Source organism: Caballeronia sp. AZ1_KS37, assembly GCF_023631165.1.
In the GTDB taxonomy this organism is placed as follows: Bacteria; Pseudomonadota; Gammaproteobacteria; order Burkholderiales; family Burkholderiaceae; genus Caballeronia; species Caballeronia zhejiangensis.
On record NZ_JALQDP010000035.1, the window covers coordinates 39,627 to 54,389 of the forward strand.

General features: G+C 65.0%; 12 protein-coding genes. 4 read left to right on the forward strand and 8 right to left on the reverse strand.

Annotated elements, in window-relative coordinates; genetic code table 11:
* Positions 1-33: 33 nt before the first annotated feature.
* Together NCS00_RS23290 and NCS00_RS23295 are read right to left on the reverse strand one after the other, a co-directional pair.
* Positions 34-1,539, reverse strand: coding sequence for a M81 family metallopeptidase (locus NCS00_RS23290; protein ID WP_250441093.1), 1,506 nt, complete (start codon positions 1,537-1,539; stop codon positions 34-36).
* Between the two features lie 30 nt (positions 1,540-1,569).
* A complete protein-coding gene (locus tag NCS00_RS23295; protein WP_250441094.1) occupies positions 1,570-2,895 on the reverse strand; it encodes an MFS transporter in 1,326 nt (441 codons plus the stop codon).
* 135 nt (positions 2,896-3,030) lie between these two features.
* Here NCS00_RS23295 and NCS00_RS23300 point away from each other — a divergent pair, with 135 nt between their 5' ends.
* Positions 3,031-3,990 carry a LysR family transcriptional regulator gene (locus tag NCS00_RS23300; protein WP_250441095.1) on the forward strand — a complete coding sequence of 320 codons (960 nt, stop codon included), beginning with the start codon at positions 3,031-3,033 and terminating at the stop codon, positions 3,988-3,990.
* Between the two features lie 50 nt (positions 3,991-4,040).
* Positions 4,041-4,298, forward strand: coding sequence for a hypothetical protein (locus tag NCS00_RS23305; protein ID WP_033536295.1), 258 nt, complete (start codon positions 4,041-4,043; stop codon positions 4,296-4,298).
* 5 nt (positions 4,299-4,303) lie between these two features.
* On the opposite strand, the gene NCS00_RS23310 is transcribed toward NCS00_RS23305, so the two are convergent.
* The 5 genes from NCS00_RS23310 to NCS00_RS23330 form a co-directional block, all read right to left on the reverse strand.
* Complete coding sequence (locus NCS00_RS23310; RefSeq protein ID WP_250441096.1) at positions 4,304-4,927, reverse strand: YajG family lipoprotein; 624 nt, start codon at positions 4,925-4,927, stop codon at positions 4,304-4,306.
* A gap of 152 nt (positions 4,928-5,079) precedes the next feature.
* Positions 5,080-7,359, reverse strand: a complete 2,280-nt coding sequence (locus NCS00_RS23315) for a putative bifunctional diguanylate cyclase/phosphodiesterase (RefSeq protein ID WP_250441097.1) — start codon at positions 7,357-7,359, stop codon at positions 5,080-5,082.
* A gap of 76 nt (positions 7,360-7,435) precedes the next feature.
* A complete protein-coding gene (locus NCS00_RS23320; RefSeq protein ID WP_250441098.1) occupies positions 7,436-9,556 on the reverse strand; it encodes an ATP-binding protein in 2,121 nt (706 codons plus the stop codon).
* 97 nt (positions 9,557-9,653) lie between these two features.
* A complete protein-coding gene (locus NCS00_RS23325; RefSeq protein WP_250441099.1) occupies positions 9,654-10,292 on the reverse strand; it encodes a Vgb family protein in 639 nt (212 codons plus the stop codon).
* A 36-nt stretch (positions 10,293-10,328) separates the two neighbouring features.
* Positions 10,329-11,549 carry a helix-turn-helix domain-containing protein gene (locus NCS00_RS23330; protein WP_250441100.1) on the reverse strand — a complete coding sequence of 407 codons (1,221 nt, stop codon included), beginning with the start codon at positions 11,547-11,549 and terminating at the stop codon, positions 10,329-10,331.
* Between the two features lie 90 nt (positions 11,550-11,639).
* On the opposite strand from NCS00_RS23330, the gene NCS00_RS23335 reads away from it, so the two are divergent.
* Entirely contained in the window at positions 11,640-11,951 is a 312-nt protein-coding gene (locus NCS00_RS23335) for a hypothetical protein (protein WP_250441101.1), read from the forward strand.
* Here the strand turns inward: NCS00_RS23335 and NCS00_RS23340 are convergent.
* Positions 11,893-12,891, reverse strand: a complete 999-nt coding sequence (locus NCS00_RS23340) for an FUSC family protein (RefSeq protein ID WP_175981236.1) — start codon at positions 12,889-12,891, stop codon at positions 11,893-11,895. The genes NCS00_RS23335 and NCS00_RS23340 overlap by 59 nt on opposite strands.
* Before the next feature lie 287 nt (positions 12,892-13,178).
* On the opposite strand from NCS00_RS23340, the gene NCS00_RS23345 reads away from it, so the two are divergent.
* Positions 13,179-14,735, forward strand: a complete 1,557-nt coding sequence (locus NCS00_RS23345; protein ID WP_284504422.1) for a methyl-accepting chemotaxis protein — start codon at positions 13,179-13,181, stop codon at positions 14,733-14,735.
* Positions 14,736-14,763 lie beyond the last annotated feature (28 nt).

Sequence of the window (14,763 nt, forward strand, 5' to 3'; positions counted from 1 at the left end):
ATTCTCCTTGTCCATGTAGTCGATGAAAAACGTTCACGCAGCCGATGCGCGCAGTTCGGCGAGCGTCGGCCCGAGCGGTCGCACACGCATGCGCGAATCGAGATTGCGCCAGGGCAGATCGGCCGGATCGGCGGCCATCGGGCCGGGCGCTTTCGCGACGAGCACGCGCTCGGCGATCGGCTCGAAATCGGCGCGGAAATGCACCGAGCTCTTGTTCACCAGAATCTTCATGCGCTCGGGCTCGATGCCCGCAACGCGAAAGAGATTGCGGTCGAAGACCTGCATCTTGATGCTGCTCACCGCGATACGCACGCCGCCGATACGCAGGCAAGCGGTCGGTCCCAGTTCGCCCGACATGCCATTGAGCATCGGGCCGTCGAAGCGAAAGCGGCCATCCGACAAATACTCGACTTCGAACTCGCCTTCAAGCGGCGCGTCGCCGGGCACGTTCGAGCCGCCGCCCAGCGCTATCCTGATGCGCGCGCCGACGCCCGCGCGATGCGCCGCATGCGCCGCCTTCTCGTCCCAGATAACGCCTACCGCAGCGTCGCGCGCGTCGTGGCGCAGCAGTGCGCGGACCATGCCCATCGTGTTCGAATCGCCGCCGACGCCCGGATTGTCCTGCGTATCCGCGATGATGACGGGCTTGCCCGCATCGCGGCTCGCGTCGATCGCTTCACGCGCGGCTTCATCGGGAGAGAGGAACGGCACGTTCCAGCGCGCTTCTTCGTCCACGAGTTGCGTGTATAGCTTGTCGACCGCGAAGTCCGCCGCCTCGCCGTCGAGCGCGTAGCCCCAGAACACCGGACCGCATTCGTCGAAATCCGATGCCGGAAAGCCCGGCGCGAACGACAGCGACACGACATCCTTCTCCAATGTCTCGAGCATGGCGTACATGCCGCGCGCCGGTTCGACGAGCGTGCACATGCCGTTCACCGGAATCAGAAACGGGATGCGCCGCATCGCGCGCGCGAACGGCTTCCCGTGTTCGATGCGCTTTGCCAGCAGATGCGCCGCGCGCAAGCCCGTTTCGGCCATATCGACGTGCGGATACGTGCGATACGCGACGAGTGCATCCGCGAGTTCGACCATGCGCGCCGTGACGTTCGCATGCAGGTCGAGCGAAACGACGAGCGGCATCGCATCGCCGACGATGCTGCGCACGCGCGCCAGCAGTTCGCCTTCGCCATCGTCGAGATGTTCGGCGACCATCGCGCCGTGCAGATCGAGATAGATCGCATCGAAGCCGCCTGCCTGCACGCGATCGACGATCGCGCCCGCGATGCGCTCGTATGCGTCCTGCGTCACATGCGCCGATGCGCTCGCGCCCGCCCAGATCACCGGAATCGGCTCGTGCCCTTGCGCCTCGGCCCATTGAATGAAACCGCCGATCGGCACGTTCACGTCGCGCAGCTCGAGGACATCGTCGCCGTGCGCCATCGGCGGAAAGCCTTCGCCCTGGATGAAGCTCTGGTAGCTCGCCTTCGTCGGCGCGAAGGTGTTCGTTTCGTGCTGGAATCCTGCGATCAGAATCTTCATGACCTTGTCCTTTCGAGTATCGATTGATGTTCAGGCCGCGCGTGCCGTGGCCGCGGCAGCCGTGCGCCTGTTCGCGAGAATCAGCACGCAGGACAGCGCCGCCATGCACGCCATCACGACGAGGCCGCCGTTCGTGCTGCCGGTCGCGGACTTGACCCAGCCGATCATCGCGGGGCCCCAGAATCCGCCCGACAAGCCGATCGTGTTGATGAGCGCGATGCCGCCCGCCGCCGCGGGGCCGGAAATCGTTTCGGAAGGAATCGCCCAGAACACCGTGTAGGCCATCCACATGCAGGCGGTGGCGAGCGTGAGCAGCGCGAGCGTCGCGACGACGTTGCCGTTCGCATACGGCGTCATCACGAGCAGCGCGGCGGCGGCGAGCGCGGGCACTGCGCTGTGATAGCGGCGCTCGCCGACCTTGTCGGAACGGCGGCCCGCTGCGTACATCGCGACGGCCGCGGCGACATACGGAATCGCGACGTACCAGCCGAGGCGGATCGTGTCGTGCATGGAGCCGCTGAGACCCTGCTCCTTGATGAGCGTCGGCAGCCAGAAGCTGATCGCGTAGATCGGAAAGATGATGCAGAAGTACGCGATCGCCAGCAGATAGATGCGCGGGTTCTTCGCGATCTCCGCGAACGATTCGATGCGATGCGACGCGCCGCCGTGATGACCGACTTCCGCCTCGACGAGCCGCTGTTCGTCCTGCGTGAGCCAGCGCGCATCGGCGGGACGATTGGCGAGCACGCGCCACACGAGCGCGCCGAGCGCGATGCACGGCAGGCCTTCGACGAGGAACATCCACTGCCAGCCCGCGAGTCCGCCGACGCCGCCGAGCGACGCAATCAGCCACGCCGACAGCGGCCCGCCGACGACACCGCCGAGCGGCCCCGCGACGAACACGAGCGCGATCGCGCGCGCCATGCGCTTCGGGCCGTACCAGTTCGAGAGGTAATAGATCATGCCTGGCGCGAAACCCGCTTCGAAGACGCCAAGCAGGAAGCGCATCGCGTAGAACGCGGGCACGTTGCGCACGAAGAGCATGCACGCCGACGTGATGCCCCACAGCACGAGAATGCGGCTGAAGGTGAGACGCGCGCCGATCTTCGGCAACATCAGGTTGCTCGGAATCTCGAACAGCACATAGCCGATGAAGAAAATCCCCGCGCCGACGCCGTACGCTGCATCGGAGAAGCCGAGATCGTTTTGCATCTGAAGTTTCGCGAAGCCCACGTTCACGCGGTCCAGATACGCGAACATGTAGCACGCGATGAGGAGCGGCAGCAGCCGCCAGTTGATTCTGCTGTAGAGCGCCGAAACGGCATCGCCGCTGCGCAGGGTCTGGATCGTCGACATCCGCGTCTCCTTGTCTCGTCTTCCCTTTCTCGGGTAAGGCGATGTTGAGCGCGTGCGACCGTGCGAGCAAGAGCAACAAAGTTCACGTATCGTTGCTCTGCGAGCAACGCATTCCTTCCCATACGGACGACGACCATGCGCGAAATCAATCAGCAACGTCTGCGCTATTTCCACGAAGTGCTCACGCACGGCACGATTCGCGGCGCGGCGGATCATCTGAACACGTCGCCGTCGGTGATCGCGCGGCAGATCAAATTGCTGGAAAACGAACTCGACACGACGCTCTTCGAGCGCGAGCCGCGCGGCGTGCGGCCGACCGAAGCGGCGTTCCATCTGCTCGAATTCTGGCGCGGCTATCGTTCGCAGCAGGAGAAGTTCGAGGATCAGCTGCATGCGCTCAAAGGCCTGCAGCAAGGGCAGATTCGTCTCGCGGTGAGCGAAGGCTATGTCGATACGCTCGTCGACGATGTGCTCGCGCCGTTCTGCGCGCGCTATCCGCGCCTCGAAATCGACGTGCAGATGCTCGCGGTCGACGATCTGCTCGAAGAAGTCGCGCAGAGCCGCGCGCATATCGGGCTCGCGTACAACCCGCCGCCGCACGAGCGCATCGAGATTCGGGCAAGCTCGCCGCAGCCGGTCGTGCTGCTCGCGCGGCGCGATCATCCGCTGGCGGTGCGCGGCGGCGTCGCGCGGATTCGCGATCTGCTCGAGTATCCGCTCGCGCTGATGCCGCCCACGTTCGGCATCGGCCATGTCGTGAAGATGCTCGAAACCACCGACGCTCTCGCGATCCGCCCGACGCTCACGACGAACTCGCTCGGCGCGCTGAAGCGCTTCGTGGCCGCGGAAAATTTCATGACGCTGATCGGCGAATTCGCCGCGTATCGCGAGCTCGCGAGCGGCGAGCTGACGACGATACCGGTCGCGCATCCGCTTTTCGAGAGCGCGCAGGCGAAGCTGCTCGTGAAAGCCGGACGTCCGCTCGCGGCCGGGCCGCAGGAACTGCTCGACTGGATTCTGACCCGCATGCCGATGTTCGCGCATGCGGGCGCCGCGCCCGTCAGACGAACGCGCGCTCGGGCACGTCGCAAGTGATCGCGGAACGGGGCTTGCTGCGTTACCGAAAACATCTTCAGGAGAATGCGATGAACCGCGAACCGTCAGATCCCGTGCAGCGCGCCGACGAACGCCGCGAGGCGCTCGGCGAGGGCGACGTCAAAGAAAAGAGCGATGGCACGATCGAGCAGCGCGAGCACGGCAATATCGATCCGACGCTCGTTCCAAAGGGCAAGGATCATCCCGAGCAAGGGCCGTACACGCCCGAGCACGATCTGAAGGATCCCGACACCTCGCCGGACGCAAGCGCCGACCATCCGAAAGGCAAGCGCGACTCGGAGGCGTGAAACGCCTATTGCCCGCCGTCGAGCTTCGCCTTCTCCGCCGCGATCTGATCGGCGATCTTCGCGGCGAGCGCATCGAGCGAGGCAATCGACTGAACCTCGTTGATGACGAAGCGCGCCGCGGCGCCGTAGGGCTTCGGCGCGGCCGCCGATTTCTGCCCTTTCAGTTCGCCGCTCGTGTCGATCTGCGCCGGCGCGGCGTCCGGGCTCGCCGCAAGATTGGCGAGCTGCACGGTGACATGCGTGTTGGGCGTCTTGTCGGATGAACCCATCGACGGCAACGCGGAGCCGAATCCGCTCGACAGCGTTTCGTCGAACTCCCCGCTGACGAGCCAGCCCGATGCCGGCGGCGGCGAATCCGCCGTCACATGGCAAGCGGCGAGACCTTTCCCGTTCAGCGCCTTGACGATGCCATCCGCCAGCGCCGATGCGTTCTGACCCACTTTCACCGCATTGCGCGCCGACCGCAATCGCGAGCCGAGCACATGCGACGCGCCGCTTTCACGGCTGACGGCCGTGAAGTCGCGTACCTGTATCAGTTGGCCGGCCGCGGGCGGGCACTGCGGCGCGGACTGGGCGCATGCAAGCGAGCCGATCGCGGCCAGCGCAACGCCCAGGCAAAAGGTCTTCATCGGTGCTCTCCGTCGGAGAACGATCGTCGTCAACCGCCGCAGCAACACGCCCAACGCGAAGATCAGGTGGCTCATTGCGTCCATCCTCCGTTTCCGGCCCGCATCCGCGAATGCCGCGATGATAACGCCGGGCGGCCCGCGCGGGCACGCGTTTAACGCACGGTCGCGGCGTCCTCTGCGTCTGTCCGCATCATCAGGCTCGCGAGCAGGACGGGGCGGCTCAACAGAAAACCCTGCACCTTGTCGCAGCGCACGTCGCGCAGCGTGTCGAGCTGCTCCTGCGTCTCGACGCCTTCCGCGACCACCGTCACGCCGAGCTTGTGCGCGAGATCGATCACGCCTTCGACGACCGTGCGCACCATCGCGTCGGTGGCGATGTTGTCGACGAAGGATTTGTCGAGCTTCAGCACGTCCGGCCGGAAGCGCGCGAGATAGCTGAGACTCGAATAGCCGGTGCCGAAATCGTCGATGGCGATGCGTACGCCCATCGCGCGAACGTTCGACAGCACGACCTGCGCATCATCGACGTTGTCGATCAGCGCGGATTCGGTGATCTCGAGCGTGATGCGGTTCGAATCGATGCCGGCGCGCCTGATCGCGTGCCGCAGAACCGACACGAGGCGCGGATCGCGGAACTGTTTCGGCGACACGTTGAGCGCGACCGAGCAAGCCTGCGGCAGCGCGAGCGCGAGTTGCGACCCGGCCTGCACGGCCTCGCGAATGACCCAGTGCCCCGCCTCGACGATCAGCGCGCTCTCTTCGAGCACCGGCACGAACGCGCCCGGACCGAGCAGCCCGAGCTGCGGATGATTCCAGCGCAACAGCGCCTCGACACCGACAAGCGCACCCGAATCGACGCGATATTGCGGCTGATAATGCAGCACGAACTCGTTCTCGCGGATCGCGCCGTGCAGTTGCGCTTCGAGATGCGCGCGCGCGAGATCGTCCTTCTCGCGATCGCCGAACACGCGAAACGTGTTGCGGCCCGCGCGCTTCGCGGCGTACATCGCCATGTCGGCGCTGATGAAAAGCGCTTCGGGCGTGCGTCCGTGTTCGGGATAGAGCGCGACGCCGATCGAGCACGTCATCGTCACGCTCTTGCAGTCGATCTCGATCGGACGATGGCACGCGAGCGAGAGCTTGCGGCACGCGCGCTCGATGCTTTCCTGATCGAAGCTGCCGGGCAGGATCACGGTGAACTCGTCGCCGCCCGGCCGCGCGGCCACGGCGCCATCGGGCAGCGTTTCCGCGATGCGTCGCGCGATGGTGCGCAGCACCGCATCGCCGGCGATATGACCGGCCGTGTCGTTGATCGACTTGAAGCGATCGATGTCGATGAAGAGATACGCGAACGGCGCGACCGCTTCACAGCGCTTCACGAGCGCGTCCATCATCGCGTTGCGATTGGCGAGTCCGGTGAGGCTGTCGGTGTTCGCGAGCCGATGCAGTTCCTGAAGGCGCTCGCGCTCGTCGGTGGCATCGACGCACACGCTCACGACGCGCGACACCGCGCCGTCCTCGATGACCGGATAAATATCTGCGCGCACCCAGCGCGTGCGACCGTGCGGCAGGCAGAGACGAAAATAGCTCTGCGTGGCCGCGCCCGTGTTCACGGCGGTACGCATTTCGTCGCGCAGCGCGGGCAGGTCTTCGGGATGCACGCTTTGCGACCAGGCGGTCTGATCGGCTTCGAGCGCGGACATCGGCATTTCCCACATGCGTTCGAACGCGGAGCTCACATGCAGAAGCTCGCGGAAATCGCGCGTCGCGGTCCAGAAGACGGCATCGACGTGATCTTCCATGTCCTTTTGCACGCGCGCGTTGCCGCGCAATTCGTCGATGAGATTGCGCTCCGCCGTGATGTCGCGCGACTTGCACAGCACCGCGCTCACCCGTCCGTGCTCGCCGTAGACGGGCGCGAAGGTCGACGTCCACCATTTCAGCGTGCCGTTCATCGTGCGGCAGGCTCCGGAGAACGACGTCGATTCACCCGCTTTCGCGCGTTCGAAGGCACGCCGCGCGTCGGGGCCGTCCCAGAGCGCGAGCCAGTCGACGCCGATGAGATCGTCTGCGTGATCCGCTTCGATGAGCTGCCCGCCGACCTCCGAAATGCACATGATGCGGCCTTCGAGCGACAGCAGCTTGAGACAGTCCTCGGCGATGGCGAGCAGCCCATGCGCGACCTGACGTGCGACGAAGATCTTGCGATTCGCTTCGTGCATGCGATGCACGACGAACGCCGCGCCGAAGACGAGCACGCCGAGCAACACGTTCCACGGCAGCGGCACGAAGATGGTTCCGCACGCGGCGGCGAGCACGCCGAGCGGCGCGGGACCGAGCGCACCGAAACGGCGTGCGCGTTCGATGTAAGGCCGGTTCCTGGCGATGGTCTCGCCGATGGTCCCGAGGAAATCGTTGGCGCCTCTCTGCACCGTTCTGGCCCTGTTCTATTGATGGGTTTGATCGGTGTTTATCGGCGCGGAGAAGAAAGTCTTGAGAAAGGAACCGCTACGCCGCGGCCTGCAGCGCCCCCGCGATTTCCTTCGCCAGCGCCTCCGCGCGATACGGCTTGCCAAGCAAGGTCACGTTCGGCCGCAGCACGCCATCGCGCGAGATGATGTCGCGCGTATAGCCGGAGACGTAGATCACCGGGACGGGCCGCTCCTGCGAAAACGCCCATTCCGCGAGATCGGCGCACTTCACTTTGCCGGGCATCACGACGTCGGTGAGAATGAGGTCGACGTTCACGCCGCTTTCGAGCACGCTCATCGCGGCATCGCCGTTAGCGGCGCGCAGCACCGTGTAATGCATCGCTTCGAGTATCGCGACCGTCGACATCAGCACGGCGGGATCGTCATCGACGACGAGCACCGTCGCGCCGCCCGTGTGCCCCGTCATCGCATCGACGCGCAGTTGCGCGGTTTCATCGTCGAAGCTGCGCGGAAAGAACATCTCGACCGTCGTGCCCACATCGACCGAACTCGACACCGCGATATGCCCGCCCGACTGCTTGACGAAGCCGAACACCATCGAGAGGCCGAGACCCGTGCCGTGCCCTTCCGGCTTCGTCGTGAAGAACGGCTCGAATGCGCGTTCGAGCACGTCGGGCGCCATGCCCGCGCCGGTGTCCGATGCGGACAGCTTCACGTATTCGCCCGGATGCAGATCCTTGCCCTCGCACGCCGCGGCATCGAGCGCTTCGTTCGAGCAGACGAGCGTGAGCTTGCCGTCGCCGCGCATGGCATCGCGCGCGTTGATCGCGAGATTCAGCAGCGCGTTTTCCAGTTGATTGCGGTCGACGCAGAAGTTCCATGCGTGCTCCGCGAGCAACGTGTTGATGCATACCGACGGTCCCACTGCATGCCGCAAGAGCTCGCGCATCTCTTTGAACAGGCGCTGCGGATTGATCACGACCGGCGACTGCGGTTGCCGCCGCGCGAACGACAGCAATTGCGAAGCGAGCTTCGCGCCGCGCTGCACGGCTTCCATCGCGGCGTGTACGCGCTCGGGCACGCGGCTGTCCGTCGGCGGCAAATACTGCAGCAATTGCAGGTTGCCGCTGATCGCCTGCAGCGTGTTGTTGAAGTCGTGCGCGACGCCGCCCGTCATCGCGCCGAGCGCTTCCATTTTCAGGCTCTGACGCAATTGCGCCTCCACCGCGATGCGCGCGGCCACGGCTTCGGAGATCTTGTCTTCGAGACCGCGCGTCAGTTCCCGCAAGGTCTCTTCGGCGATCCTGCGATCGTGAATGTCGATGATGACGCCGGGAAAGCGCATTGGTCTGCCGGTTTCGTCGTGGTCGCAGCGGCCGGTGGCGAGAATCCAGGTCCATCGCGCATCGCCTGAAAGGATGCGGTATTCGGCGCGAAACGGCTCGCCGTGCTGCAGCGTGCGCACGATAAGCCCCCTGACGCGTTCCAGATCCTCGGGATGGATCTTCGCGAACGCCGCCTCGATCGGCATGCCGCGCGCCACTTCGTCGAGCGAAAACGAAAACGTGCGCGCGAAGCGCTCATCGCCTTTCACGCGATTGTCGGGAATGTCCCACACGAACGTGCCGAGCACCGCGCCGGAATTGAGCGCGAGCTGCAAGCGCTCATCGGCTTCGCGAAACGCGCGTTCGGCTTCGGCGCGCGTGCGTTCGAGCAGCACGCGCCCGGTCGTTTCGACGACGATCGCGAGCACGCCGACGGGCACGCCTTCGTTCGACGCGACCGGGCTGTAATGCAGATCGAGCCACACTTGCGCATCGCGACCGTCGCGCGGCAACGTAAAGCTCATGTCGCGATACGAAAGCGATTCTCCGCGCAGTCCCGTATCGAGCACATTGCGATTGAACTCGGCCGCCTCGGGCCACGCTGCTTCGATCGGCATGCCGAGAATGCGCGGATGACGCCCGCCCGAAAAATGCGCGTATGCGTCGTTATAGAGCAGCGTGCCTTCGTCGCCCCATAGCACGGCCATCGGCAACGCGTTGCGCAGCATCATCTGCACGACGGAGCGCAACACTTGCGGCCATGCATCGATGGGACCGAGCGGCGTCGCGCGCCAGTCGTAGTCGCGAATGGCGCGCGCTGTTTCGCCGACCCAGGAATCGAGCTGACGGTGATCGGAGATATTCGAAGTCAAAACCGGCCTTAACTGTCTGAAGAATCGCGTGGTCGTTCGCGAATTCGACAGCATAAAGGCTATTCGTTTAGACCTGAAGCGCTACCCGCCATGCCTCTTATCCGCGCTTCGGTTTGCGCACCGCGCGCACCTTGCCCGTGCGCCCGCCGCCGCAGAAAAAGCGGTCGCGTCCATCCGATTCGAGTCCCGACACGCCCACGCCTTCGGGCATGTCGAGCCGCTCGATGACTTCGCCCGATTGCGCATCGATGTGCCGCAACTCGCTTTCGTCGCCTTCCCACGTCGCGTGCCACAGTTCGCCGTCGATCCACGTCACGCCCGTCACGAAGCGATTCGACTCGATCGTGCGCAGGATCGCGCCATCGTCCGGATCGATCTGATGAATCTTGCGTTCGTTGTACTGCCCGACCCAGAGCGTGCCCTCAGCCCACGCGAGCCCCGAGTCCGCGCCGCCGCCCGGCGCGGGAATCGTCGACACGACGCGACCGGTTCGCGGATCGATCTTCTGGATGCGGTCCTCGGCGATCTGAAACAGATGCTCGCCGTCGAACGCGGTGCCCGCATGCGCCGCGACTTCGAGCGTTCGCGCCTTCTCGCCGCTTTCGGGATCGAAGGCGTTGAGCGTATCGCCGGCGGCGAACCACACATGCTCGCCGTCATACGTGACGCCATGCACGCCGTCGATATCCGGAAAAGGCCCATATTCGCGGATGATTTCCGCCTTCGCGCGTTTCATCGCCGTCCTCCTGATGATTGATTCGATGGCTTCATGCTAATCACTCGCGAGATCGACGGGGAGTAACAAGGCCGTCGCGAATCCGGGCATCGGCGGCGTGGTCCAGCGGCGCGCACGGCCGCGACCGAATGATTGCACCTTGCCGCTCGCGGCGAGCGCATCGAGCGATCGCTGCACCGTGCGCTGACTCGCGCCAAGCGCAATGGCGAGCGCGGAGCTGGACCACGATTCGCCATCGGCGAGAAACGCGAGCAGCGGCGCATGTTCGTCTTCGACGGGCAACGCGAGCACCGCAACGTCGCGCGCGTGACGCGGCTTCAGCACGAAGCCGCGCGGCGTCGCATCGATGTTCGCGTGTGCGCGCAGCATCGTGCGCAGCCGGCCCATCTCGACGCGCAAGCGCGCGCGATGCGTTTCGTCCGCTTCACGAATGCGAAACGCGCGCAGGATCAGCGCGTCGCGAGGCACATCGCCGGGCCACGCTTGCGCGAGCATGCGCGCGAGCGTGAAGAGCACGGGGCGCGTCGCGAGCGACATCGACGTGCCGTTTTCGCGCACGCAAAGACGGCACGCATCGACGACGAAGGCATTCGATGCGAACAGCGCTTCGACTTCATCGAGCCGGAGCAGCCGCTCTTCGCCCTGCGCGATGAGACGCGCGGCGGGCGCGTTGAGGATGCGCCACGCGCTGTCGACTTCGGCGGCGAGCGCGGGAATCGCAGCCTCACGCGCGGCGAGCGTCGCGCGTTCCAGCGCCGCGCGCGCCGCGTCGGTCTGCAGACGGCGCATCGCGATGCCCGCATCGATGAGTTCATGCGCGGCCCGCGATGCAGCGGGCAGCGTCGCATGATCCAACTCGACGAGCATGCGTTGCGCATCGTCGATCCGTCCGATGAGAAGCGCGCGCCGCACTTCGAGGTAGCGCGCGTGCGCGGCGTTGACGTGATCGCCGTGCGCTTCGAGAATCGCGCGCGCCTGATCGAGCGCCTTCGCGGGCCACGCGAGATCGCGCGATGCGAGCGCGATTTCCGCTTCCGCAACGATGCAGCGCGAACGCGCCAGCGCCTCTTTCGCGCCGAACGCGCACGCCGCGCTTTTGACGAGCGTGCGCGCCCGAACGAAGTCGCCGAGCTGCGCCATCGCGATGCCGCGCAACGCGAGCGCATTCGCATCCTCGCGCAACGCGATGCGATTCAGCGCGCCGAGCGGATCACCCGCCGCGAGCGCGCGCGCCGCCGCCGTGATCAGCGAATCCATGCGAATCCCGACACACTTGTCACTCCTTTGCCGTGCACGCCCGCGACTAATCTAACACCGTACTCGACGTGCCTTGGCAGGAAGGACATCATGAACATCGAACGAGAGAGCAGCCGCTTCGTCGCGATCATCGCGCTCGTCGTCGTGGCGAGCGTGATCGCGATTCATGCGATGCACATGCCGATGTCACCGATGAGCGAGTGGCCGATGCCCGGCGGCTGGATGTCATCGCCCGCCTTCACGCCGATGTGCCGCCGCGCATGGTTGCGCGCGATGGCGGCGTTCATCGGCATGTGGCTCGCGATCGTGAAGGCGACGCGCTTCGTCTTCGATCCGCGGACATTCAACGCGACATGCGACGCGCCAGCACATGCGCGCCCAGCACGCACACGATGCCGATGACTCCGCCCGCGAGCACATGCGTGAGCCGCTCGAACGCATCGGCGGCGGACTGATTCGCCAGCATGATTGCAAGCGCAACGAACATGCAGCGAAAGAAGTATCCGACGATATAGCGCTGAAATGCGACGAGCGTGAGGAACGCGGCGAGCGTCGCGAGCGTGACGGCCATGCCCGAATGCGGCACGACGAAGCGCCCGAGCACGATGCCGATCGGCACGCCCGCGATCACGCCCCACGCGCGGTTCCGCAGCTTCGTGCGCGCCGTATCGACCGAACCGGTGACGATGCTCGCCGCGCCCCAGATCACCCAGTTCGCGTGATCCATGTGCGCGTACACGACCATCATCGCGGCAATGCCGACGCTTGCGAGCATCGCCGCGAGGTCTTCGCCGAAGGGCGCGCGTTCGCCGAAATCATCGAGATTGGACCAGCGTGACGCGGGCTTGCCACGCGAGCGCATATGCGCCGACAACATCGCTGGCACGAGCGCGGCAAGGAGATAAGGCAACCAGGCGGGCGCGGCGTGCAACAACGCATCGACGGTGCGTCCGCCGTGCAGTTCGTTCGCGAGAATGAGCACAGGAATGAAAGTCCAGTTGCCGACCGTGCGAAGTTTCGACCCGCGCGATGCCAGCAGAATCACGCACGCCGCGAGCGTCATGCACGCAACGACGAAGAACGCCGGCACGAGTTCGGCAAGCAGCAGCAGATACGTCCCGGCGATGACCGCGAGTCCGTGCGCGACGACGCCAGGCGGTCTCAACGCGAGCTGGTCTTGCGCGATGGTCGTGGCGATCGCGAGCAGCGACGCCTTCATCCATAGCGCGTTGCCGGTGGCGAGCGCAAGCGCGACGAAAGGCAGCAGCGCGATCGTCGCGTGCGCGAGCGGCCAGAGCTTGATCTCGCTGGCGATACGAAGATGCGGTGCATCGGCGGACATGCGCTGTGGCCTCTTCGTGAGTTCGCATGAAGTTTAGTCGTCGGTCCGGGCCGATGTGAACAATCGCTCGCAATGCGCCGTCGATTCCCGGTTCGATCCGGCAAAACCCTTGAAACAAGGCTTTTTCGCATGACCGTGCTAAAACATCATTTAAACGTTTTCTAAAGGACTTTGCGCTGCGGTCGTTATACAGATCAGCCGATGCACTCATCGGCGGCGCGGCAGACGAAGCATCGCCGTCACCGCTCGCGCACGCGCCCTTGCGATGCAGCCACCTTGAGAGAGCTATGTTTTCCACAATCAAAGGCCGACTGGCCTTGGCCATGATGCTTCTGAGCGCACTTCTGATCGCGGTCGGCATGGTCGGACTGATCGGCATGACTCAGTCCAACACGGTCACGCACGACCTCTTCACGAATGAAATGCCGAGCGCGGTATCGGTCGGCAATGCGGAAATGTTCGTGGCGCGCGAGCGTCTCTCCTTCGATCGGGCGGCGCTGAACGTGGGCACGCCCGCGGCGGAAGAAGCGATCGGACGCGGCGCGTTGATGCGCAAGTCTTCCGACGAAGCCTGGACGAAGTACTCCGGATTGCCGCAGGGCCCGGAAGAGAAAGTGCTCGCCGAGAAGTTCGGCGCGCAGCGTCTCGCAGTGCAGAAGCTGCTCGACGAAGGCTATGCCGATATACGCGCGCAGGATCAGGCGAAGATCGTCGCCGATGCGAACGCGATGCAGGTCTCGTTCAACGAGCTGGCGAAGACGGGCATCTCGCTGCGCAAGCTGCAATTCGATCAGGCGAAAGCCGCCTATGACAACGGCCAGCAAGTCTTCGGCATGTTCCGCATGGCGTCGATCATCGCGATCCTCGTGGGCATCGCCGCTTCGTTCTATTCGTGGGTGTCGCTGCGCCGTCGCATTTCGCGTCCGCTCGATGTGGCGCTTGCGCAGTTCGATGCGATCGCGAGCGGCGATTTGCGCAGCAACGTGAAAGTGACGTCGAACGACGAAATGGGCCAGTTGTTGCGCGGTCTCGCGACGATGCAATCGAGCCTCATCGATACGGTGCGCACTGTGCGCGGCGGCAGTGAGTCGATTGCGTCCGCAACCAAGCAGATCGCGGCGGGCAATGTGGATCTTTCGTCGCGCACCGAAGAACAGGCGTCGGCGCTTCAGGAAACCGCGTCGAGCATGGATCAGCTGACCGGCACGGTCAAGCAGAACGCCGACAACGCGCGCCAGGCGAGCGTGCTTGCTGCGAATGCGTCGGAGATCGCGGGCAAGGGCAGCCATGTCGTGTCGCAGGTTGTGACGACGATGGGCGAGATCAACCATAGCTCGTCGAAGATCGCGGACATCATCACGATCATCGAAGGCATTGCGTTCCAGACGAACATTCTCGCGTTGAACGCAGCCGTCGAAGCGGCGCGCGCCGGTGAAGAAGGCCGCGGCTTCGCGGTCGTCGCTGGGGAAGTGCGCTCGCTCGCACAGCGTTCGTCGGCGGCGGCGAAAGAGATCAAGGAGCTGATCGACAACTCCGTCGAGCGCGTGCAATCGGGCGCCGCGCTCGTCGATGAAGCCGGCCGCACGATGACGGAGATCAGCACGGCGGTGCAGCGTGTGACCGACATCATGGGCGAGATCGCGGCGGCGTCGGAAGAGCAAAGCAGCGGCATCGAGCAAGTGGCGCGCGCCGTCACGCAGATGGATGAAGTGACGCAACAGAACGCGGCGCTCGTCGAGGAAGCGGCGGCGGCTGCGCAATCGCTGGAAGATCAGGCGGGCGCATTGCGCACGGCGGTGGAGACCTTCCGTCTTCACGATGAAGGCATGCGCGCGACGGCCTGACGCCCTTTCGCGTCTCGATGATGCACGG

Bases quoted from the DNA above. Each gene is read 5' to 3' on its own strand.
- NCS00_RS23290 (WP_250441093.1), bottom strand. From the start codon at position 1,539: ATGAAGATTCTGATCGCAGGATTCCAGCACGAAACGAACACCTTCGCG.
- NCS00_RS23305 (WP_033536295.1), top strand. From the start codon at position 4,041: ATGAACCGCGAACCGTCAGATCCCGTGCAGCGCGCCGACGAACGCCGC.
- NCS00_RS23345 (WP_284504422.1), top strand. From the start codon at position 13,179: ATGTTTTCCACAATCAAAGGCCGACTGGCCTTGGCCATGATGCTTCTG.
- NCS00_RS23300 (WP_250441095.1), top strand. From the start codon at position 3,031: ATGCGCGAAATCAATCAGCAACGTCTGCGCTATTTCCACGAAGTGCTC.
- NCS00_RS23310 (WP_250441096.1), bottom strand. From the start codon at position 4,927: ATGAAGACCTTTTGCCTGGGCGTTGCGCTGGCCGCGATCGGCTCGCTT.
- NCS00_RS23295 (WP_250441094.1), bottom strand. From the start codon at position 2,895: ATGTCGACGATCCAGACCCTGCGCAGCGGCGATGCCGTTTCGGCGCTC.
- NCS00_RS23330 (WP_250441100.1), bottom strand. From the start codon at position 11,549: ATGGATTCGCTGATCACGGCGGCGGCGCGCGCGCTCGCGGCGGGTGAT.
- NCS00_RS23325 (WP_250441099.1), bottom strand. From the start codon at position 10,292: ATGAAACGCGCGAAGGCGGAAATCATCCGCGAATATGGGCCTTTTCCG.
- NCS00_RS23335 (WP_250441101.1), top strand. From the start codon at position 11,640: ATGAACATCGAACGAGAGAGCAGCCGCTTCGTCGCGATCATCGCGCTC.
- NCS00_RS23340 (WP_175981236.1), bottom strand. From the start codon at position 12,891: ATGTCCGCCGATGCACCGCATCTTCGTATCGCCAGCGAGATCAAGCTC.